Source organism: Rhodococcus sp. 14-2470-1a, assembly GCF_002259425.1.
Lineage (GTDB): Bacteria > Actinomycetota > Actinomycetes > Mycobacteriales > Mycobacteriaceae > Rhodococcoides > Rhodococcoides fascians_E.
Window position 1 is genome coordinate 99,845 of sequence record NZ_NPFZ01000026.1, and the last position, 20,967, is coordinate 120,811.

The window sequence follows — 20,967 nt, forward strand, 5'->3', positions numbered from 1 at the left end:
ATCAGGTACGACGCAGGAGGCCGTAGACCACGACGGCGGAGACGGCCATGAGCCCTGCGCTCCACACGGCAGCCAGGTTCAAGCCGTCGACGAAGCTCTGTGCGGCGAGTTCGCGCAGCATGTCGTTCAGTGGGGGTGGCAGTAGCTCGGCCACTGCCATTCCGCCGCCGACGGTTTCGGTGGCGGGTCCGGCGATGTCCGCGGGGGTGTTCGGCGGTACCTGGGCGGAGACGCCGTTGCGGTAGACGGTGGATCCGATGGTGCCGAGGATGGCGATGCCGACGGCACCGCCGAGCTCGGCGCCGGTCTCGGAGAGTGCCGATGCGGCACCGGCCTTTTCGGGTGCGGCGGCGGTCAGGACGATGTCGGAGTTGAGGGTGGACGCGGCACCGACGCCGAGGGTGATCAGGGACATTCCGGTGATCAGAAGCGGGATGCCGGAGTTCGAGCCGACGAAGTGCAGCGCCAGCGAACCCACGGCGATGAGCACCAGTCCGCCGGCGATGATGGTGCCCGTCGGGACGATCTTGCTCAGAGTCGGGGAGAAGACGGCACCGACTGCCGCTGCCGCAGCGGGGATCAGCAACCACAGTCCGGCAGCCAACGGGCCGAGGCCGACGAGGAGTTGGAGGTACTGCGAGGCGAACAGGCTGAAGCCGGTCAGTGCGAAGATCACCAGGAACTGGACCAGGACGGCTGCGCTGAATGCGCGTTCGCCGAAGAGTGTCACGTCGATCAGCGGGTCCTTGGCCTTGCGTTGCCGGAGGACGAACAGGAATCCGAGTACCAGCCCGCCTGCCGCGGTGGAGACGGTGGCGACGTCGAAACCTTCCTGTGCACCGTGTTTGATCGCGTAGACGATGCCGAGCATTGCGACGATGGACAGGGCGACGCTGATGGGGTCGAACTTGCCGGGCTCGGGGTCCTTGAACTCGGGAACCAGCATGGGCGCCGCGACCAGGATCACGATCATCACCGGAATGTTGACGAGGAAGACCGATCCCCACCAGAAATGCTCCAGTAGGAAACCGCCGATGACGGGTCCGATCGCCCCGCCGCCGGCGAAACCTGCCGTCCACAACCCGATTGCTTCCTTGCGTTGCGCGGGGTCGCGAAACATGTTGCGAATCAGGGACAGTGTGCTCGGCGCGATGGTGGCACCGCCGACACCGAGAAGAGCGCGGGCGATCAGGAGCATCTCCGGCGAGGTGGAGAACGCGGCCAGTACCGAGGCGGCACCGAACACGAGGGCGCCGACCATCAGCAGTCGCCGTCGGCCGATCCGGTCACCTACCGACCCCATCGTGATCAGAAGTCCGGCGAGGAAGAACCCGTAGAGGTCCAGAATCCAGAGGGTCTGGTTGCTGCTCGGCTCGAGGTCGGCGGTCACCGCGGGCAACGCGAGGTAGAGCACCGAGATGTCCATCGAGACGAGCAGAATGGGTACGACGAGGACAGCGAGCCCCAGCCAGTCCTTCCGCGTCGCCTTCTCGTGCACGTCGCTCACGATTCCCCTTTGATCTGTTTCAGCCGATGCGGATGCGCTCATGACGGTACCGTCGGACTCGGTGGTTGCCGTACACCCCACCACTGGCGAAAGGGAGAATTGTGCTCAGTGATCTGAAGGTCGTCGCAACGATCACCGCGAAACCCGAATCGGTGGACGTCGTTCGCGCAGGCTTGGCCGAACTCGCGGCGGAGTCACTGCACGAGGACGGCAACGTGTCCTACGAACTGTTCGAATCCGCCGCCGAACGGGGAACGTTCGTGACCATCGAGGTATGGCGGTCCGAGGACGATCTGGACGCGCACATGAAGACCCCGCACCTACAGAAGGCGCTGAGCGAATTCGGCGAGCACTTGGCAGCCCCGCCTGCCATTCACCCGCTACGCGTGGTTCGGTAGCTCCGCGGCTCTTCCCTCGGTTCGCGAGGACGTCCGGTACACGACTCCGGAGACGACGAGCAGCGCGGCGGTCAGCACCAACGCCAGCCAACCGGTCGACGTCATCGACGAGTAGCCGATCTCGCGAGCACCCGCCGCGGTGTACGCCATCGGCATGAAGGCCGACAGGTGTCCCCAGATGGCCGCGCTACTGGCCGAGGCAGCGCCGCAGACGACGACCTGGACCACGAGAAGCACCACGTTCACCGCCTGTCCGACGGTCGATCCCAGTACCCGTTGGATGGCACCCGCGGCCGCGAGGTAGGCGCCTGCCGAGACGACGAGGAACGCTCCTGCTCCGATCAGGGCACCGATCGAGGCGTCGGGTGCGGTGAAGGCGAACGCGAGAGCTGCGCACGCTCCGACGGCTGCCACTGCGACGGCGGCGGCAACCCACCGCAGACGGGAGTCGCGGCTCAGGACTCGTACGAGGCTGACGGCGCCGACCGCGCCGACGGCGACGAGTGCTGCGATGAGGTACGGGGCGACCGAGGTCGTGGAACCGGATGTGCCGGAGGCTGCTGCCACGTCGGTCGAATCGTCGGAGGCGGCAGCGTTCCCGCTGTTCAGTTCTCCGCTGTTCAGTTGCTTGGCCGTTGGGAGGCCGGCTGTTGCTTCCTGGACGTTGGTCTGGATGCCGCTGACGATGCCGGAGACCGGTTCCACCGCGGTCACGAGTTGGTCGGTGCCGGCACGCAGCTGGCCACCGCCGTCGTCGAGCTGTCCCAGCCCGTCCCGGAGCTGAACGGTGGCGTCGCCGATTTGGCTTGTGGCCGACAGGAATTGGCTCGACGGGTCGTTGAGTTCCCCGGAGAGCTGGCGGGCTCCCGCCTTGAGTGTCTGCAACTGATCCAGAGTGTCGGGGCCGAAGCCCTGGGTGTTCAGAGTGTCGATGACCCCGCGAATCTGGCCGGAGATACCGTCGGATCCGGGGTGGGGGAACGCGTCGACCTGCTGCGCCGCGGCTTCGAGCGATGCGGTGAACTGAGCCTGCTGGGCACCGAATCCGGCGAGGGTGTCCACGACCTCGTCGACGCCTCCGCTGATCTGCGACGCGCCGTCACCGAGTTGGCCGATGCCTGCGCGGTACTCCACGAACCCGTCGGCGAGTTGGACGGTGCCGTCGTGTGCCTGGGTGATGCCGTCGGTGAGCTGCACGACTCCGTCGTTGAGCTGGTTGCCGCCGTCGGTGAGTTGGCTCACGCCTGCGGACAGGAAGCTCACGGGCAGTCCGGCTTCCTGCAGGTTCTTCCGCGAGGTGGCCAGCGGATCACCGGTGGGGGTTTCGGTCGGAGCCTCGGCCGTGGACGCGGCCGTGGTCGGCTGGGTGTCCGCAGTCAGGTCGACGCCGGCGCCGAGCGCGAACGAACCAGCAGCCACCAGCGGAAAAGCGATGGCGAGAAGTGCGACGGACGGCCGACGAGTGAAACTGAATTTACCCATAGTGATCCTGAGGCTAACTGCCTCTCGCGAGCCGGTTGACCAGCCGATGAGCGGAAACGGCGTCGAAACCGTCTCTGAACTGCCTGTTTAAGAGGTCTATGAGGATTCCAGCTCGCTACCGGTTGCGTGGAAGCAGGTCCCAGACGTGATGGGTTTCGTTGACCGACGACACGGATCTGGTGCCGTTGCGCGAGAACAGCACTCGGGTGATGGAGCAGTAGTCGATGGGGAAACCGAGAGCTTTCGGAGTGCCGAGGATGTCCTGGAGGAAGATGTTGATGACCCCGCCGTGCGCGAACAGGGCGACGGTGTCGGTGTGTTCGATTCCGTCGACCGCGGCCGCGATACCGCCGAGGACTCGGGCGCGGAAGGCGGCCTCGTCGACCTGCTCGGGCAGATGGCCAGCCTTGATGCGGCCGAACGCGTCGCGGAGTTCGGTGCGTGCATCTTCGAGGGGGATGTAGCCGCCGAAGTCGCGGTCGTATTCGGTGATTCTGTCGTCGGTGCCCAGGTCGAGTCCCAGTTGGGCCGCCACCGGGGTGCCGGTCTGCACTGCCCGGAGCTGAGTGCTCGCGATCGTCCGGGTGATGGGGAAGCGGGACAGTGCGTCGGGGAGGCGACCGGCCTGCTCGTGTCCGAGTTCGGCGAGGGGCGGATCGGCGGATTCGTCGGATCGCAGGGGGAGCGCATGTCGAATCAGGATCAGCTGCACACGATCACCTAACCACGAGCGATCTGCCGCTGCGGATCACCATCGTCCGGAAAGCGTGCACCTGCCCGGCTGCCGTCCTGCCGGACCACACCATGCCGATTCTCCGTCGAGCCGCGGGATCGGAGATCTTCACCTCGACGACCTCGGGACCCAGGCCACGGGATCGAGGCAGGATCGAGATGCCCAGGCCCGCGCCGACCAGGCCCCGCACGGTGTGAATGTCTCTGCCTTCGAATTCGATGTCCGGTGCTATCCCGGCGTCGGCCCACAGGTCTTCGCAGATCGACCGCATCCCGTAACCGTGACCCATCGCGATGTAGCTGTCGCCTGCGGTGTCCCGGACGTGGACCGAACGCGCACGCGCCAGACGGTGGTCGGCGGGTACGACGAGGACGAGCCGCTCGTCGTAGAGCTGGAACGAGTTGGCCTCGGTGTGTTCGGCGCTGAGCGAGACGAAGGCGAGATCGGCCAGCCCGTCGTCGAGGCGGTCCAGGCACCGTTCCCGCGCGCCTTGATCCAGGTCGAACGTCACCGCCGGGTGGTCCCCGCGAAATTGCCGGATCAACGCCGGAACGATGTCCTCACCGAGGGTGTTCTGGAAGCTGATGGCGATGCGGCCCCGAGCGTTCGCATCGTGTTCTCCCGCGGCGTCGAGGCCGGCTTCGAGGTCGACGGCGACGCGTTGCAGGTACGGGACGAGTATTCGGCCCGCGGTGGTGAGCGCGATACCGCGTCCGCTGCGTTCGACGAGCTGTACCCCGAGGATGCTCGACGCCCGGGCGATCTGCCGGCTGACAGTCGGTTGGGGGACGCCGAGAAGCTCGGATGCTTCGGTCATGTGCTCGGTCTCCGCGACCGCGAGGATCGCCGGTATCAGAGGAAGTAGGTGACGGGCCTCGTCGCGCATGAGCAAATCATAACGCTGATGCATGAATTCGAACCCGATCATGCATTGGACCGTGATAGTTTCCCGGCCTAACGTTGTCGTCATGACTGCGACGACCGACGTGACGCTGGAGTGGGAAGGCCACCCTCGTGGATCGCGCGAGTACAAGCGCCTGGTGGCGGCCCTGTTGTTCGCGGGTATCGCCACGTTCGCTCAGCTCTATTCGGTCCAGGGGATCCTGCCTCTGATCGCGTCGGGCCTCGAGATCACACCGTCCCAGTCCTCCCTGGCTGTGGGATTGGCCACCGTCGGTGTCGCGGTGTCGGTGCTGCCGTGGTCCGTCGTGGCCGACCGCATCGGTCGCGTCAAGGCCATGAGCATCTCGATCGTCGTCGCCACGGTCCTCGGCCTGGTGGTGCCGTTGTCGTCGTCGCTGCCGGTGCTGCTGTCCATACGATTCTTCGAAGGTGCAGCGCTCGGTGGACTCCCGGCCATCGCGATCGCCTACTTGAGCGAGGAAGTCCATCGCAACCACACGGCACTCGCCGCCGCCACCTACGTCTCGGGCACGACACTCGGGGGTCTGCTCGGCCGCATCGTCGCCGGACCGGTCGCGGAGGTGACCAACTGGCGCATCGGCACCCTCACGGTGTCGATCCTCGCCGCCGTCGCCGCGACGTTGTTCCTGATCCTCGCACCGGCGCCCCGACGCTTTCGAGCCGGTGACTCGGCCGGTCCGTCGCTCGGCACCCGCCTGTGGGCCAACCTGAAAGAACCGGGAATGCTGGTGCTGTACGCGCAGGCGTTTCTGTTGATGGGCGGATTCGTCGCGATCTACAACTTCCTCGGATTCCGCCTGGAAGGATCCGGGTTCGGTCTGCCGCAGTCGCTGATCAGCCTGATCTTCCTCGCCTACCTCAGCGGCACGGTGTCCTCACGTGTCGCCGGTCAGCTTGCCGTCCGCCACGGTCGAGCCGGGGTTCTGGCCGGGTCCACGCTGCTGATGATCGCGGGCGTCGGCCTGACGATCAGCAGCAACCTGATCGTCATCCTCGTCGGCCTGGTGATCCTGACCGTCGGGTTCTTCGCGGCCCACGCCATCGCGTCGGGCTGGACCGGTCAACGCGCAACCGTCGGGCGTGCGCAGGCGACGTCGTTGTACAACCTCTTCTACTACGGCGGCTCGTCCGTCGTCGGTTGGCTCGGCGGCGTGGTGTACCAGCAGTTCGGGTGGACCGCGATGGCACTGTTCGTCATGGGCCTCGCGGTACTGGCCCTGATTGCGGCAGCCTCGCATCATGCCTCGACGAAGTCGCATCACGCATTGACGAACAGGACCGCGATCCAGAAGAAGACGGCGATCACGACGAACAGAAGCACCACGCTGACGTAACCGAGGATCAGCCCGGTGAGCGCGATTCCGGCGCCGTCCTCGCCCGTCCGCTTGATCTGACTCCGAGCGATGTGGCCGAGAACGATGGCGACGAAGCCGACGAGCCCGGTGAACAACCCCACCACGCCGCAGATCAGTGCCGCGACAGCGGTGGAGTTGGTCCGGGGCGGGCCGGGGACAGGCCCTGCGTAGTGCCCGTACGGGGTGCCCTGCGGATAGGTCATGCCCGAGTGTTGCACTCTCGGACAAATCGGGCAATCGGCACCGGAAGCTAGGAACCGATCTTGCCCCAGCCGACGTAGGCGTCGACCTCGAGCAGCCCGGTGACGCGCTCCTTGTCCCGCACGGGGTACGGCTCACCGGTGTAATGCGTGGAGATCCGGTCGATGTCGACCTGACCCGGATCGTCCTGCAGCGTGATGGTGCCGTGAATGGTGACGTGGGTGTACCAACTCGCCTCGTCGAGCACCGAGATCGACACCTTCGGGTTCGCCCGAATGTGCTCGAGACGCTTGCGATCGGCCTGGAAGTTCAGAACGATCTTGTCGTCCTCCCAGAGGTACCACGTCGGCGCCGTGATGGGCGTTCCGTCGGCACGAACAACCGCCATGACAGCGGGATTGGGCTTCTTCAGAAGTTCGATGGCATCTGCAGGCAACGGTGGCTTCGGCATGACGCCCAGCCTAACCGCCGACGAGTCCGAGGTTGTGGACGAAAATCATCGGATTGTCGTCCACAACCTCGGGCGGGAGTGGAGCCTGCGGAATGACCCAGTTGGGCGGGAGTGGAGCCTGCGGAATGACCCAGTTGGGCGGGAGTGGAGCCGGTTACAGCTTGGGGAGTTTGACGACCTGCCCGGCGTAGGAGAGGCCTGCACCGAATGCGAGCAGCAGCGCGGTGTCGCCTTCCTTGGCCTTGCCGGTGCGGAGTAGTTCCTCCATGGCCAGTGGGATCGACGCGGCCGACGTATTGCCGGTCTCGGCGATGTCGTTGGCGACCGGGGTCTCCTCGTTCAGGTTCAGGCTCTTGGCGAGGAGTTCGGTGATGCGGCTGTTGGCCTGGTGCGGGACGAAGGCATGCAGTTCGTCGGCTTTGATGCCGGCGACGTCGAGGACCTTCTGTGCTGCCTTGCCCATCTCGAACGCGGCCCAACGGAACACGGAGATGCCGTTCATCTTGATCCACGGACGTTCGGCGTCCTCGCCGGTGATGTAGTCGTACCAGTCGATGGTCTGGACGATGGCGTCGGACTGCGATCCGTCCGATCCCCAGACGACGGGGCCGATCTCGGTCTCGTCGCTCTGTCCGACGACTACTGCGCCTGCGCCGTCGGCGAAGATGAAGCGAGTGGTGCGGTCGTACGGGTCGGTGGTCAGGCTGAGCTGCTCGGCACCGATGACGAGGACGTACTGTGCCGTTCCGGCCTTCACCAGGTCCGATGCGACAGCGAGCGCGTAGCAGAAGCCGGCGCAGCCTGCGCAGATGTCGAACGCGGCGGGGCCCTTGGTGCCGAGGCCGTGTGCGACCTTCGCGGCAGCCTGGGGCGTCAACTCGAGGTGCGTCGACGTCGCGACGATGACGGTGTCGATCTGCTCGGCGGCGATGCCGCTGGCTTCGAGCGCCTTCTTGCCTGCGGAGATCGACATCTGGACGACGTTCTCTTCGGGTTCTGCGAACCGGCGGTTCTTGATGCCCGATCGAGTCTGGATCCACTCGTCGCTCGAGTCGATGAACTCGCAGATCTCGTCGTTGGTCACCACCCGCTCGGGTCGGTGGACTCCCAAGCCGAGGAGCTTGGTCTGCCGGCCTTGCGTTGTGCTGATCGCACCCATCTTCAGTTCCTCTCGGTGGCTACCGTGCCATCGCCGGGCTTCGGCTCGGGTCTTGGGCAACGGGCTCGACAGAACACGTTACGTGTCGATGCTCCTGTGATGTGACACCAACCTCACGATGAGAGCGGAGACGTCCGCGGGTTGATCGATCATCGCGTGATGATGTGCGTGGTCCACCACGGCGAACTCGGCTCCCAGGTATCCGGCGAGCCGCGCCTGCTTGCGCAGCCACCAGCGACCCCACGGCGTTCGCCTGCCGGTGTGCGCGGCCGCGACGATCGCCGCGGACTCGAATCGTGTTCGCCGCCGGATCTCGTTCAACTCCGCGGCCATGTCCGGGTAGACGAAGTCCTCGATCAGGGCCGCTTTCAGATACGACCGTCTCCGGTAGATCCGCCGGGTCCAGTCCAGCGTCTCGAGCGGAATGCCGTCGGGTGGGATGGAGTGGTTCAGAATCCTGCGGACCGTCGGTCCCAGAAGGAACTGAAGACCGCTGCCCGACGCCACCGCCGCGAGCAGGTGGGCCCCGGCAACTCGCCACGGTTTCGGAAGGACGACCCACGGGTCGCGTTCGGCACTGGAGTCGAGCAGCAGCACACCGGCGGTCCGCTGCGGATACAGCCTCGCGAAGGCCTCGGCGTAGAAACCGGCGATCGAGTGCCCGACGATCAACGCCGGGCTCGTCAGCTCCAAGGAGTCGAGGACGGCGAGAATGCGGGCGGCTTCGTCGGCAACCGTCGGGACCCGGTCGTCGGGAAGCGGTTCGCTCAGCCCGAAGCCCGGCCGATCGAATACCACGACGGTGTGGAACGGGGACAGAATTCGGACGCAGTCGTCCCAATCGAACCAATTGCTCGCGAGGCCGCCGCACAGCACCACCGTCGGCGCGGCACCGAATCCGTCCTCACCCTGCGCATGAGACAGGACGACGTGAGTTGTCAGGTCGTCGACGGTCACGAACTGCCCGGGCGCAAATTGTTTCACGTTGAACAATTACTGCCGGGGTTTGGCGAGCGGGAACGCGAGGGTCTCGCGGATGGAGCCACCGGTGATGAGCATGACGACACGGTCGACGCCCACGCCGAGTCCACCGGTGGGCGGCATGCCGTACTCGAGGGCCTGCAGAAAGTCCTCGTCGAGACTCATCGCCTCCTCGTCGCCGCCTGCTGCAAGCAACGACTGCTCGGTCAGACGCTGACGTTGATCGACCGGGTCGGTCAGTTCGCTGTACGCCGTACCCAACTCCACGCCCCAGGCGACGAGGTCCCACTTCTCCGCGACGCCCGGTATGGACCGGTGCGGCCGAGTCAGCGGCGACATCGACGTCGGGAAGTCCTTGTAGAACGTCGGGAACTCGGTGTAGTCCTCGACCAGGTGTTCGTACATTCCCTGCGCGACGGCCCCTGCGTCCCATTCCTTCTCGTAGGGAATGTCGTTCTCGTCGCAGAGTCGCTGCAGTTCCGCGAGCGGTGTACCGGGCGCGACGTCGACGCCGAGTTTCTCCGCGACGGCTCCGTGCAGTGTCTTGACGGGCCACTCCCCGGAGATGTCGATCTCGATCATCTCGCCGTTCGGTCCGTCGGGACGCAGGATGATCTCGCGCCCGTGTGCCGCGACGGCTGCTTTCTGAATCAGTTCGCGGCACAGCACCATTGCGCGCTCGTAGTCGCTGTGTGCCTCGTACGCCTCGAGGATCGTGAACTCCGGATTGTGCTTGAAGTCCGCGCCTTCGTTGCGGAAGACCCGACCGATTTCGAACACCTTGTCCATGCCGCCGACGCACAGACGCTTCAGGTACAGCTCCGGAGCGATACGGAGATAGAGGTCGAGGTTGTACGCGTTGATGTGAGTGATGAACGGCGCTGCGTTGGCACCTCCGTGCACCTGCTGCAGGATCGGCGTCTCGACTTCCATGTAGCCGCGGTCGGACAGTGAATCACGCAGAGACTTCACGACGTTGCTGCGCGCGATCATCAGGTCACGGGCACTGCGGTTGATCGCGAGGTCGACGTAGCGCTGACGCACGCGGGACTCCGGGTCCTGCAGTCCTTTCCACTTGTCCGGCAGCGGGTGCAGGCACTTGGCGTTCATCCGCCACTCCGCGGCCAGCAGCGAGAGCTCACCCTTCTTGCTGCGGCCGATGGTGCCACTGACCTCGATGAGGTCGCCGAGGTCGAAGTCGGAGTCGAAACTGTCCAACCTGTCGCCGACGCGTTCCCGGTCGAACAGCACCTGGATGTCGTCCGTCCAGTCCCGCACGACCGCGAACGCGACGCCGCCGTAATCGCGGTTGCGCAGGATACGGCCGGCGATGCGGACCGTCGTTCCCTGCGGGGCGGCCAGTGCTTCGGCGACGGAATGCGTCGGGGGATAGGCGACGGGATAACCCTCGGTGCCCTCGTCGTTCAACCGCTGGAGCTTCGCGAGCCGCACCCGCACCTGGTCGGGACGCTTGGGGCCCCGCTGGGGCTCGTCGTCCTCGTCGATCTGATCGGGGCCGCTGCCGTCGGCGTGGATGTCGGCGGTGTCCGCCAGGGCCGCCGGGACCGCCGTGTGAGAACCGGTGTGCTTGTGGGCGCGCCGGAAGCTCGGAAGCGTCAGGAACCCTTCGGCGATGGCCGACGCGATGCCGACTTTGGGAAGCTCACGGTTGTCCGCGAAGCACAGGTACCGGGGCTCCCAGTCCGGCAGGTACTTCAGGTTGGAGCGATACAGAGCCTCCAGCTGCCACCACCGGGAGAAGAACACCAGCACCGACCGCCAGATCCGCAGGACAGGGCCTGCGCCGATGCGGCTGCCCTCCTCGAAGACCGCACGGAACACCGCGAAGTTCAACGAGATCCTACTGATTCCGAATTGATCTCCGCCGGTTGCCAATTCGGTGACCAGAAGCTCGATCACACCGTTCGGTGCCTGCGGGTCGCGGCGCATCAGATCGAGCGATACTCCGGTGCGGCCCCACGGAGCGAGCGAGAGCACCGCGACGGTCTTCTCGCCCTCGCGGGCCTGAACCAGTAGGCAGTCACCGTCGAGAGGATCGCCCAGGCGGCCCAACGCCATCGAGAACCCACGCTCGGTCTCGGTGTCACGCCACTCGTCGGCGCACCGGATGATGTCGGCCATCTCCTGAGCCGGAATGTCGCGGTGGCGTCGTATCTGCACTGTGACGCCTGCCTTGCGGGCGCGGTTGACCGCCTGTCTGACCGGCCTCATCTCCCGGCCGGCGAGGTTGAACTTCTTGGTGTCGAGGATGGCCTCGTCGCCGAGTTCGAGAACGTTCAACCCCGCCCGCTTGAACGCCGTGGCGCCCGTCTCGCTCGCGCCCATGACCGCGGGCGTCCACCCGTACTTCTCCGCCAGGTCCAGCCAGGCATCGATTGCGTGCGGCCACGCCTCCGGATTGCCGATGGGATCACCGCTGGCGAGACACACCCCGATCTCGACACGGTAGGTGACGGCGGCTTTGCCACTCGGTGCGAACACGACGGCCTTGTCGCGGCGGGTCGCGAAATATCCGAGCGAGTCGTCGGCGCCCCACTTGTCCAGCAGGCCGCGAAGCGCGGACTCGTCGCTACCGGTCAGTGCGTTGGACGAGCGCTGCGACCGGAACAACGTGACGACGGCCGCCAACAGTGCGAGCGCCCCGAACAAGCCCAAGAGCGTGTTGACGAAAACGTGTGTGCGGCCGTCGAACTGCTCGTTGTCGACGGTTGCGAGGGCGGTGACTCGGTTGAATGCCCACAGGAACGTCTGGTTCTCCGGGAGTGTGCCGGGGAACAGAGCGACCAGCGCCCAGCCGACCAGCGTTCCGACGACCGCGCCGAGGATCAGTACACCCAGAGCCTTCCACGCCGCACCGCGTCGAACACGGGTGTAGAACTCCTTGCGAGCGGCGATGAGCACACCGACGATCACGATGTGCACGCCCAGCGCGATCCACGCACTGATGTTGTTGCCGTCGATCACATCCGCCAGGTTGCTGACCGCGACGAGCACGAGATACAGCGTCAGGAACCACCAGGCGATGCGTTTGCGGCTCGCGAGGGCGGCTGCGGTGAGCCCGAGCACCAGAGCCCACGCGAGCGAAGTGTCCGGTGCGTCGATGTAGTAGTTGTCGATGTACTCGCGTGGCACACGGATGACGGCGCGCAGCGCCGGAGACAGGCTCCAGAGAAACACCAGTACCGCGAACACCCCGAGGACGAGCCCGGAGATGTGCGGCACCTCGCGCAGACGCCCGTGCTCCGGCGGCGTGAATGCCCGCGGAGTGCGGTGTTCTGGATTCTTCGTCGACTCCGATGTCACCGGTGTGCTCGTCACGATCCGCTCCTGCCCTCGGCGCTTGCCGTTCCCTTCGTCGGCTGCTTCGAAAACAGCCGAGGTAACGGTAGCGCCGAGGACCGACTTCGAGTGATCATTCGGCGCCTCGCGGCGCGGTAATCACCCGCCGCGGATCAGGCGGGATGGACCGGTGTGTGCTGCTTCAGCATTCCCAATGCAGTTTTCAGGCCGCGGCGCCGGCCCGTCGCCGGATCCACACCGAACACTTCCTTGATTCCACCGCGAATGCGGAACTTCAGCTCGGACGACGTTTCCGGCGCATTGTCCGAGGTCGCGGAGAGCAGTCGATTCGGCAAGGACAGTTTCAGAATGGTGCGCAGCGTCTGTCCGTACTGGTGCGCAAGCGAACCCGTCGTGTACGGAAGGTCGTACTTGTCGCACAACTGCCGAATTCTCGGAGCGATCTCCGCATAGCGATTGCTCGGTAGATCCGGAAAGAGGTGATGCTCGATCTGGTAGCAGAGGTTGCCGCTCATGAACGCCAACGTGTTGCCTGCCTCGAAATTGGCGCTACCCAGCATCTGTCGCAGATACCATTCCGGCTGCGTCTCGGTCTCGTATTCCTCCAGCGTGAACTTCTCCGCGCCGTCGGGAAAATGACCGCAGAAAATGACGGCATACGACCAGTAGTTGCGAATGAGATTGGCGACGACATTCGCCGTCAGCGTCGACTTCCACGCGGGGCCGGTCAGCAACGGGAAAAGAACGTAATCCTTGCCCACCTGCTTTCCGATCTTGCGGACGACGTCGACCGCCATCTCCTTCTTGTCCTCCCACTTCACCTCGCCGGTACGAAGCTTGTCGGTCTCGAGGTGATGCAGCGCGACGCCCCACTCGAAGAACGTCGCCAGCAACGCATTCACCAGCGGCTGCGCGACATACTTCGGATGCCATTCCTGATCGCGAGTGATGCGCAAAATGCCGTAACCGACATCGTTGTCCAAACCGACGATGTTGGTGTACTTGTGATGCGTGAAGTTGTGCGAATGCTTCCACCCCGACGACGGGCACGTGTTGTCCCACTCCCAGTTACTGGAATGGATCTCAGGATCGTTCATCCAATCCCACTGACCGTGAATGACGTTGTGCCCCAACTCCATGTTCTCGATGATCTTCCCCGCACCGAGCAACGCGGTACCGAGCAACCACGCAGGCCTCTTCTTGCTCGCGAACAACACCGCCCGGCCCGCAACCATCAACGACCGCTGAAACGTGATGGTTCGCTGGACATACCTGGCATCCCGCTCACCACGAGAATCCTCGACATCACGCCGGATCGCATCCAACTCCGCACCGAGCGCCTCGATATCCGCCTCGGTCAAATGGGCATATTCCTGAATATCCGATATCGCCATGATTCCCCTCCACATGCGAACCCGAGTGTCCCCGGTCACCACCTCGACCCTACGTACCCCCGGCCCCGCCGTCGACCGGTGTCCGCTACCCCCCAGTTTCCGCCTGTTTCCGGCGGAGTTTGCCCCGGCGTTCCGGAGCGAACGTGGGGTTCGGTCAGTCTGACGGACTGGAGGGCACTTTCGCTCGGGTGGGTGCGGCCTCGTGCTGTGTTCGTGCGCGCTCGTTTCGGAGCGAACGTGGGGTTCGGTCAACCTGTACTTCGGACACTTATCCACAGCATCGGGCAGTTATCCACAGGCAGCCGGGATTGCGGTGCAGAATGTCCGACCCTTCGTATTCGATGCTCAGCATGAAACGGGGCGAGTGGGCGGACGACCGGGAACTACTGATGCGTCATGCACGGAATGGCGTGATCCGTACGGCAGATTTGAGGAGGCTCGGAGTGGGGGCGCAAACGGTAGTGGACAGAACCGCCGGTGGGCCGTGGCAGCGGATCCTGCCCGGATTGGTGCTTTTGCACAATGGTCAGCCAACCAGGCAACAAAGAAACACGGCGGCGGTGCTGTACGGCGGGCAGGATTCCATGCTGTCCGGTCGTGCTGGTCTGGCGTTGCATGGGTTCGGGTCTTCGACGCAACCGACGGACTGCGTACTCCTGATACCGAATGCCCGAAATCGTCAAGCTACCGGATTTGTGAGTGTCGAGCGTACGACGCGTCTACCGCTGGCGGTGAGGAAAGCAGGATTGCCCGTCGCACCGGTCGATCGGTGTTTGCTCGATGCAGCCCGCCGAATGTCCGATCGCAAGCAATGCACGGCCCTCGTCGCCGAGGTGGTGCAGCGCGGCGCAGCTGACGTCGGCGCGTTGATGAAAGAACTCGACGACGGGTCATCACGGGGAACGTCCATGCCGAGGAGGGTGCTGTACGAACTCGGAGACGGCGCGCATTCGGTGGCGGAAGTCGACGCTCAGGCACTCTGCAGAAGTAGTGGCCTGCCTCCGGTGGTGTCCAACCAGGTGCTCTTGACTGCCCACGGTGATTTCATTGCAATCGTCGACAACTGGTGGGACGAGGTAGGAATGGCTCAGGAAATCGAATCCTTCAAACACCACTCTTCTCCTGAGGCGTTCGAGAAGACGCTGGAACGACGCGCATACATCGAAAGCCATGATGTCGTCCTCGTCGCGCATACTCCCAAAGCGATTCGTTCTCAACCCAATACAGTAATCGACGACCTGCGACACGCTTACGACAGAGCCCGGAACCGCCCGCGGCCGAGGGTAGTTGCAATCCCACGATCGGAGTGGCGTCAGGACGCGTCGTAGATCCAGATCATTTGACGGCCGGTCTGATGCGACGTCGTGATCGGGTGATCGATCACGCGGTCGAGGCGGTATCCGAGGCGCTCGGGTACCGCCCGACTGCGGTCGTTCGCAGCATCGCAATGGATTTCGACTCGAACGATGCCGTCGAGCTCCGCGGCGAGGGCCGTCAGAGCTCGCGCGACACGAGTGACGATTCCTCGTCCCTCCGCATCTTCGGTGACCCAGTAACCGATCGTCGCGTGATCCGGTCCCGCTAATCGAATCCCCGCTTTGCCGAGGAATTCATCACCGGAACCGCTGGCGATCATGTAGTCGAACATCGAACCCGAATCCCATTGTGCAAGAGAGTCGGCAATTCGACTTTCCTGGGTTGCGACGGGTGTGGCGTCCTCGACGGCCCACTCCATCCACGGCGCAAGCCGCGGGATGTTCGACGCTATCGCCTCGGCCACCGGTGCAGCGTCGGCAAGCGTTTCCCGACGAAGTACGAAGTCGTCGAACTCGATCAGTTCCGGGGGGATCGGCTGCATTCGTGCAGTTTGCATCAGTTGCTGATTCATTGCGAGTCATTTTTCGTCAACCCCTGAGCGAAAGTGCCGTTCGGTCAGTCAGACTGACCGAACGGGACGTTCGCTCCAGAAAGGGGGTAGAACGGGGTCGAAGGGGGAAGAAGGGGGCTGCTGAATTCTAGGACGCTTGCCAGGATCGCCAGGTGAGTTTGCTGATGACGATGACGGGGCCGTCGGGAGGTGTGGGGGTGTAGTGCTCGTATTTCTTCACCAGCGCGGCGATGGCGGTGCGGCCGCGGTCGGTGTCGGCGTCGATGACTTCGGCCGAGCCGCCGGCGCGGATCCACCAGAGGTCTTTCCAGTTCTCGGAGTAGTTGTCGACGATGAGGCTGACGGCCGGGTCGGCGCGGATGTTCTCGAGTCGCTTGAGTTTCTGGGTGCTTTTGGGTTTCCAGTCGATGGCGGTGACGAGGGTGTCGTCCACGCGGGCGAAGACGATCGGCACGAGGTGCGGGGTGCCGTCGGCGTTGACGCTGGAGAGGATGGCGCGTCGGGCTTCGCTGAAGCGTCCTATTTCGTCGTCGATCTTCACGGTGCGTCGTGTCCTCGTGTCAGGCCGACGCGCTGTGTGCGTCGTTCGGCAGCAGGATCGTTTCGAGCTGTGGTGCGGTCATGGGCTTGCCCAGTAGATGACCTTGCCCGAATGTGACGCCCATGTCGACGCAGCTGGCGAGTTGGTCTTTGGTCTCGATGCCTTCGACGACGGTGTCGCGTCCGAGATCGTGCGTGACGTCGACGACGGCTTTGCAGAGCGAGGTCATGGCTCGTCTGCGCTGTAGGTCGCGACTGTCGAGGTGTTGGGTGAGTGATTTGTCGATTTTGAGGATGTCGACGGGCAGGGTGGCGAGGCGTTCGAGGGAGGAGAAGCCGGAGCCGAAATCGTCGATGGCGATGAGGGATCCGTGGCGTCGGACATCCATGAGTTGGTAGTGCACTGCGTCGATGTCGTGCAGCGATTTCGACTCGGCGAGTTCGAGGACCAGCCGGCCCGGTTCGATTCCGAGGGAGTCGATGATGCTGTTGACGTCGGTGGCGAGTGTGCCTGCGGCGAAGTGGAGTGGGCTGACGTTGACGCCGACCTGAATGTTCAGGTCTTTGCACTGCCAGGCGGCGAGGGTGCGGCAGACCTGCGAGAGGATCCAGTTGCTGAGCGGAATGATCAGGTCTGCGTCTTCGGCGAGACCGATGAAGCTGTCCGGCATCAGCAGGCCCAGTTCCGGGTGGTTCCACCGGATCAGTGCTTCGGCGCCGATGACTGCGCCGGACGCGAGTTCGACGATGGGTTGGTAGACCATCTGCAGCTCGTGTTCGGCCATCGCGACTCCGCGGAGGCGTTCGACGAGTTCGAGGCGTGTGCGGTTGCTGTCGCGCAGATCCGCCGAGAACACCTGGTGGCTGCTGCGGCCGAGGTTCTTGGCTGCGTGCATGGCGGTGGTGGCGTCGTGGATGAGCTGGACCGGGTCGTCGGAATCCGGTCCCGAGGTGGCGACGCCGACGCTCGCGGTCACCGTCAGCTGACGGTCGTCGACGGTGAAGGACGGTTCGAGGACACTGGAGAAGCCGGCGGCGAGGGCTCGAGCAGCGATCGCCTGGCAGCCTCGGGCGATGACGACGAACTCGTCGCCGGTGAGCCTGCCGAGGGTGTCGTTGGGCCGGGTGGAGGCGGCGATTCTTTCCGCGACCTGCTGGAGAAGTTCGTCGCCGTGTACGGGGCCGAGTGCGTCGTTGAATTCACGGAAGCCGTCGATGTCGACGAGCAGGATGCTCACTTCGTTCTCGTCGGTGCGCACCGCGAGTTCGGTGGCGAGGAGCGCTTCGATCTCGTCGCGGTTCGGCAGACCGGTCAGGGGATCCTGGCGGACGGGCGCCTCCGCGGCCTGCGCGGTGATGTCGGTGTGGGTGAGGTAGATGCCGCCGTCGGCGAGGCGGGTGGCTCGGACTCGGTAGACCACGGACCCGAATCTGTGGTTGGAGGAGAAGACCTGCCCGGATCCGGAGATCAGGGCGCGCAGGCCGTCGACCAGTGAGATTGCGGTGTCGTTCCCTCGGGCGATCGCCGGTGCCCACAGGTCGAAGTAGTTGGTTCCGGGGAGGCACCCGTCGGTCTGTGGTCGATCCGCCCAGAACGTGGACCACACGCTGTTGACCAGGACGACCACCCCGTCGACGTCCAGGACGACGACGCCGGACGGAACGGCGTCGAGCATGGTGCGCGCGAGGTCGTCGGTCCATTCGACGCGGGTGTCTCCGAGCCGCTCGCTGGTGATGTCCGTTGCCCAGATCGCGTGCCCGGAACTGCCCTTGACGGTGCGGTAGGACAGCCATTTCTGCAGGGTGTACGAGAAGTCCTCGTACACTCCTGGGCCGTTGCAGGAGGAGACGAACGCGGTCCAGGCGGGATCGGTGAACCAGGCGTCGATGCATCGTCCGACAAGGGTGTCGATCGGCGCCGTGAGCAGCGCCGCGGCAGCGGGATTCGCGTAGGTGACGACGAAATCTCGATCGACCAGCACGAGGGGGTCGGACAGCAGGTCCAGCTCGGCCTGAGGAACGGCAAATGGATTCTCGACGGCAGGGCGGGGCATGGGTGTCTCTCGGTTCATACTTCCCCCCCGTGGCCGGTCGGCCGCGTTCACCATAACCCGAAGTTTGCTTATGCGCTACAAACAGGTTGTCTTCCCCGTTTTGAGGCGACTACGAGTGTGAATTACCCGGTTAGTGGGGGCGCGCGGGTCTCGTCGAACTCCGGACCTGCACCGACCATGGGCTCTCGGGGATGCGGTCGAGGGAGCCGAGCACCCAGCGCGCTGCGTCGCAGCCCTGATCGAACAGTGATTGCGCGACGGTGGTCAGACCGGCGGCTCGGGCCGCATCGGAATCGTCCCAGCCGGTGATCGCAACGCCGTCGCAGCCGTCGAGCGGGCCGACGACATCGAGTGCCCCGAGCGCGAGGTCGTCACTGCAACACAGAAGTGCGTCGGCGCCGACTATTCGGCGTGCCGCGTCGGCGCCTTCGGGGGACGCGTTCGATCCGGCGAAGGCGACGGGAGTGGACTCCCACTTGAAACCCGCGTCGACGACGGCTCGGCGGAAGCCGGCGAGGCGTGCGGCGGTGACCGGGAAGGTGGCGTCGGCCGGGTCGGGGCCGTGCACGATTTCGACGACGCGGTCGCGATTGCGCGGAAAGCTGATCACTGCAGGCTTTGTCGACTGTCGCAGTCCTACTTGCCCGACTGCGAGTGCTGCTGCCGAATCGTCGATCCCGATCATTGCTGCGCCCGGGACGACGGGTCCGCCCTGGATGCAGACCGGCTTGCCGGTGCCGATCACGACGTCCAGCATCGGGTCGTCGGACACCGTGGTCCACAACACGTACCCGTCGACCTGAGCGCCGCGTATGCGCTCCAGATCGGCCTTCGCCGGCGAATTCGGCTGGGAGCGGCCTCCATTGGGCAGCAGGACGAGTCCGGAGTCGGTGTCGAGGCAGGCCTCGGCGATTCCGGTCAGGAACGCGCGGGCCTGGGGGTTCTCGAACGAATACGTCAGTTTCTCGCTGAGGACGACGCCCACGTTGTTGGTCTTGCCGCTGCGCAGCGATCGTGCGCCCGTGTGCGGGCCGGTGTATCCGAGGCGCTCCGCTGCGGCGAGGACTCGCGTCCTGGTGGCGTCGGAGACGCGTGTCGGTTGGTTGTAGGTGTAGGAGACGCTCATCGTGGACACGCCCGCGGCGGCGGCGACGTCGGCCATGGTCGGGCGGGGGTGCATGCGTTCACACTAGCGTTCCTCGTCGACATGTGTAACGATACACAACATGGGTGACGGTAGATCTCTCGCCAAGCTTCTCGTTCTTGCGGCCGCGGCCTTCGTCTACGTGACCGCCGAGACGTTGCCCGTCGGGCTGCTGCCGGAGATCTCGTCGGACATGGGGGTCAGCGAATCGAGCGTCGGCCTGCTGCTGACGTTCTATGCCTACGGAGTCGCAGTGATGACGATGCCGTTAATGACGTTCGTACGCAGGTGGCCGCGTCGAACGGTGGTCGTGGTGACCGTCGGTGCACTCGCCGTGTCGCAACTTCTGTCTGCCGTCGCCATCGGGTACCCCATGCTGGTCATAGCCCGAATGGTCTGTGCTGCGACGCACGGTGTGTTCTGGGCAGTGGTCGCACCGGTCGCGGCATCGCTCGTCGCCCCCGAACGCAAAGGAAAGGCCATCGCGACGGTGTACGCCGGAACGTCGTTGGCGCTGGTGGCAGGCAATCCGTTGACCGCTGCACTCGGCCAGTGGCTCGGCTGGCGCACAGCGGCCGTGTGCATCGGTGTGGTCGCGGCGGTCATCGCGGTGACACTGTTCGCGGTTCTGCCGACGATGAAGGTCGCTGACGTCGGCTCCGGCCCGACAGCCCGCGTGCGAGTACTCGACCGATCCCTGGTGATGATCTGTGTCGCAACATTTCTCGCAGTGCTCGGCCACTTCGTCGCGTACACCTACTTCTCGTTGATCGTGGACCGCGGCCTCGGTTCCGTCGGAACGATTCTGACCGTGATGTTGCTGCTGTACGGGCTGTGCGGAGTCGTCGGAATCTGGATCGTCGGCAGAACCTTCGATCGATGGCCGAGGCGATCCACCATCGGTGCACTGTCCGTCGTTCTGGCCGCACTGGCCCTGCTGTGGACAACCATGCTTTCCGCCCCGGGTTCCCTTGCCGCACTAACTGTCCTGGGCATCGGACTGTGGGGTCTGGCCTTCACCACCGTCCCGGTCTGCCTGCAGTCGACCGTCCTGAACACCACGCGCGCCGACCCCGACCGCGCCTCGGCCGTCTACGTCGTCGCATTCCAGCTGGCCATCGCCTCGGGAGCCCTCGTGGGCGGAATCGTCGTCGACAGGGCCTCCATCGCAGACGTCATCGCCCTCGCAGGCCTACTCGTCACCGGAGCCCTCATCACCGTCATCGCCGGGCGCAGTACCTTCCCGGGCGCGCGTCCCACCGAACCGAACGTGACGTTCAGTCACTCCAGGCGGTTTCTAGTGGTGGATGCGCCGACCAGCTCTGCGATTTTTTCTAACGGCGGTCTGTAGCCTAGCGTTGCTCTGGGGCGTTCGTTCAGCTCCAGGGCAACGCGCTGCAGATCTTCGGCGGAGTGGACCGACAGATCGGTGCCT

The 20,967-nt window shown here is 64.8% G+C and carries 18 protein-coding genes; 4 read left to right on the forward strand and 14 right to left on the reverse strand.

The genetic code is table 11. The annotated features are described in order from the left end of the window. Nucleotide 1: 1 nt before the first annotated feature. Nucleotides 2-1,507 (reverse strand): MFS transporter, encoded by a 1,506-nt coding sequence (locus tag CH292_RS14600; protein WP_094655093.1) that lies wholly within the window; start codon nt 1,505-1,507, stop codon nt 2-4. A gap of 101 nt (nt 1,508-1,608) precedes the next feature. On the opposite strand from CH292_RS14600, the gene CH292_RS14605 reads away from it, so the two are divergent. Further along, complete coding sequence (locus CH292_RS14605) at nt 1,609-1,905, forward strand: putative quinol monooxygenase (protein ID WP_019665018.1); 297 nt, start codon at nt 1,609-1,611, stop codon at nt 1,903-1,905. Here the strand turns inward: CH292_RS14605 and CH292_RS14610 are convergent. The 3 genes from CH292_RS14610 to CH292_RS14620 all read right to left on the reverse strand — a co-directional run bounded on the left by CH292_RS14610 (nt 1,888) and on the right by CH292_RS14620 (nt 5,006). Continuing rightward, nucleotides 1,888-3,387 carry a phage infection protein gene (locus CH292_RS14610; protein ID WP_094655094.1) on the reverse strand — a complete coding sequence of 500 codons (1,500 nt, stop codon included), beginning with the start codon at nt 3,385-3,387 and terminating at the stop codon, nt 1,888-1,890. The two genes, CH292_RS14605 and CH292_RS14610, sit on opposite strands and share 18 nt — an antisense overlap. A 115-nt stretch (nt 3,388-3,502) precedes the next feature. Then, complete coding sequence (locus tag CH292_RS14615) at nt 3,503-4,099, reverse strand: histidine phosphatase family protein (RefSeq protein ID WP_094655095.1); 597 nt, start codon at nt 4,097-4,099, stop codon at nt 3,503-3,505. A 4-nt stretch (nt 4,100-4,103) separates the two neighbouring features. Beyond that, complete coding sequence (locus tag CH292_RS14620; RefSeq protein WP_256978139.1) at nt 4,104-5,006, reverse strand: LysR family transcriptional regulator; 903 nt, start codon at nt 5,004-5,006, stop codon at nt 4,104-4,106. 82 nt (nt 5,007-5,088) lie between these two features. Between CH292_RS14620 and CH292_RS14625 the strand changes: the two genes are divergently transcribed. Beyond that, on the forward strand, nt 5,089-6,378 hold the full coding sequence (locus CH292_RS14625) for an MFS transporter (protein WP_094655097.1): 1,290 nt from the start codon (nt 5,089-5,091) through the stop codon (nt 6,376-6,378). Here CH292_RS14625 and CH292_RS14630 read toward each other — a convergent pair. The 6 genes from CH292_RS14630 to CH292_RS14655 all read right to left on the reverse strand — a co-directional run bounded on the left by CH292_RS14630 (nt 6,303) and on the right by CH292_RS14655 (nt 13,906). Further along, nucleotides 6,303-6,602, reverse strand: coding sequence for a DUF4190 domain-containing protein (locus CH292_RS14630; RefSeq protein ID WP_033189422.1), 300 nt, complete (start codon nt 6,600-6,602; stop codon nt 6,303-6,305). The genes CH292_RS14625 and CH292_RS14630 overlap by 76 nt on opposite strands. 47 nt (nt 6,603-6,649) lie before the next feature. Then, nucleotides 6,650-7,051: a PPOX class F420-dependent oxidoreductase gene (locus CH292_RS14635; protein WP_019665012.1), complete on the reverse strand. Its 402-nt coding sequence runs from the start codon at nt 7,049-7,051 to the stop codon at nt 6,650-6,652. A 154-nt stretch (nt 7,052-7,205) separates the two neighbouring features. Beyond that, a complete protein-coding gene (locus CH292_RS14640) occupies nt 7,206-8,210 on the reverse strand; it encodes a beta-ketoacyl-ACP synthase III (RefSeq protein WP_026347775.1) in 1,005 nt (334 codons plus the stop codon). Between the two features lie 78 nt (nt 8,211-8,288). Beyond that, nucleotides 8,289-9,203, reverse strand: a complete 915-nt coding sequence (locus CH292_RS14645; protein WP_094655098.1) for an alpha/beta fold hydrolase — start codon at nt 9,201-9,203, stop codon at nt 8,289-8,291. After that, on the reverse strand, nt 9,204-12,443 hold the full coding sequence (gene lysX / locus CH292_RS14650) for a bifunctional lysylphosphatidylglycerol synthetase/lysine--tRNA ligase LysX (protein WP_373454685.1): 3,240 nt from the start codon (nt 12,441-12,443) through the stop codon (nt 9,204-9,206). Between the two features lie 221 nt (nt 12,444-12,664). Next, nucleotides 12,665-13,906: a fatty acid desaturase gene (locus tag CH292_RS14655; RefSeq protein WP_033189574.1), complete on the reverse strand. Its 1,242-nt coding sequence runs from the start codon at nt 13,904-13,906 to the stop codon at nt 12,665-12,667. Nucleotides 13,907-14,700: 794 nt separating this feature from the next. Between CH292_RS14655 and CH292_RS29375 the strand changes: the two genes are divergently transcribed. Next, nucleotides 14,701-15,234 (forward strand): hypothetical protein, encoded by a 534-nt coding sequence (locus CH292_RS29375; RefSeq protein ID WP_256978140.1) that lies wholly within the window; start codon nt 14,701-14,703, stop codon nt 15,232-15,234. On the opposite strand, the gene CH292_RS14665 is transcribed toward CH292_RS29375, so the two are convergent. The 4 genes from CH292_RS14665 to CH292_RS14680 all read right to left on the reverse strand — a co-directional run bounded on the left by CH292_RS14665 (nt 15,219) and on the right by CH292_RS14680 (nt 19,568). Continuing rightward, the gene (locus CH292_RS14665; RefSeq protein WP_256978141.1) at nt 15,219-15,764 is read right to left on the reverse strand and encodes a GNAT family N-acetyltransferase; all 546 of its coding nucleotides are present in this window, start codon (nt 15,762-15,764) and stop codon (nt 15,219-15,221) included. The genes CH292_RS29375 and CH292_RS14665 overlap by 16 nt on opposite strands. A 157-nt stretch (nt 15,765-15,921) precedes the next feature. Next, nucleotides 15,922-16,335, reverse strand: a complete 414-nt coding sequence (locus tag CH292_RS14670) for a TIGR03668 family PPOX class F420-dependent oxidoreductase (protein WP_019665002.1) — start codon at nt 16,333-16,335, stop codon at nt 15,922-15,924. Between the two features lie 19 nt (nt 16,336-16,354). Further along, on the reverse strand, nt 16,355-18,406 hold the full coding sequence (locus CH292_RS14675; RefSeq protein WP_094655101.1) for a bifunctional diguanylate cyclase/phosphodiesterase: 2,052 nt from the start codon (nt 18,404-18,406) through the stop codon (nt 16,355-16,357). A 112-nt stretch (nt 18,407-18,518) separates the two neighbouring features. Further along, nucleotides 18,519-19,568, reverse strand: a complete 1,050-nt coding sequence (locus tag CH292_RS14680; protein WP_094655102.1) for a LacI family DNA-binding transcriptional regulator — start codon at nt 19,566-19,568, stop codon at nt 18,519-18,521. Between the two features lie 46 nt (nt 19,569-19,614). Between CH292_RS14680 and CH292_RS14685 the strand changes: the two genes are divergently transcribed. Further along, the gene (locus CH292_RS14685; RefSeq protein ID WP_094655103.1) at nt 19,615-20,883 is read left to right on the forward strand and encodes an MFS transporter; all 1,269 of its coding nucleotides are present in this window, start codon (nt 19,615-19,617) and stop codon (nt 20,881-20,883) included. The last annotated feature ends 84 nt before the right edge of the window (nt 20,884-20,967 follow it).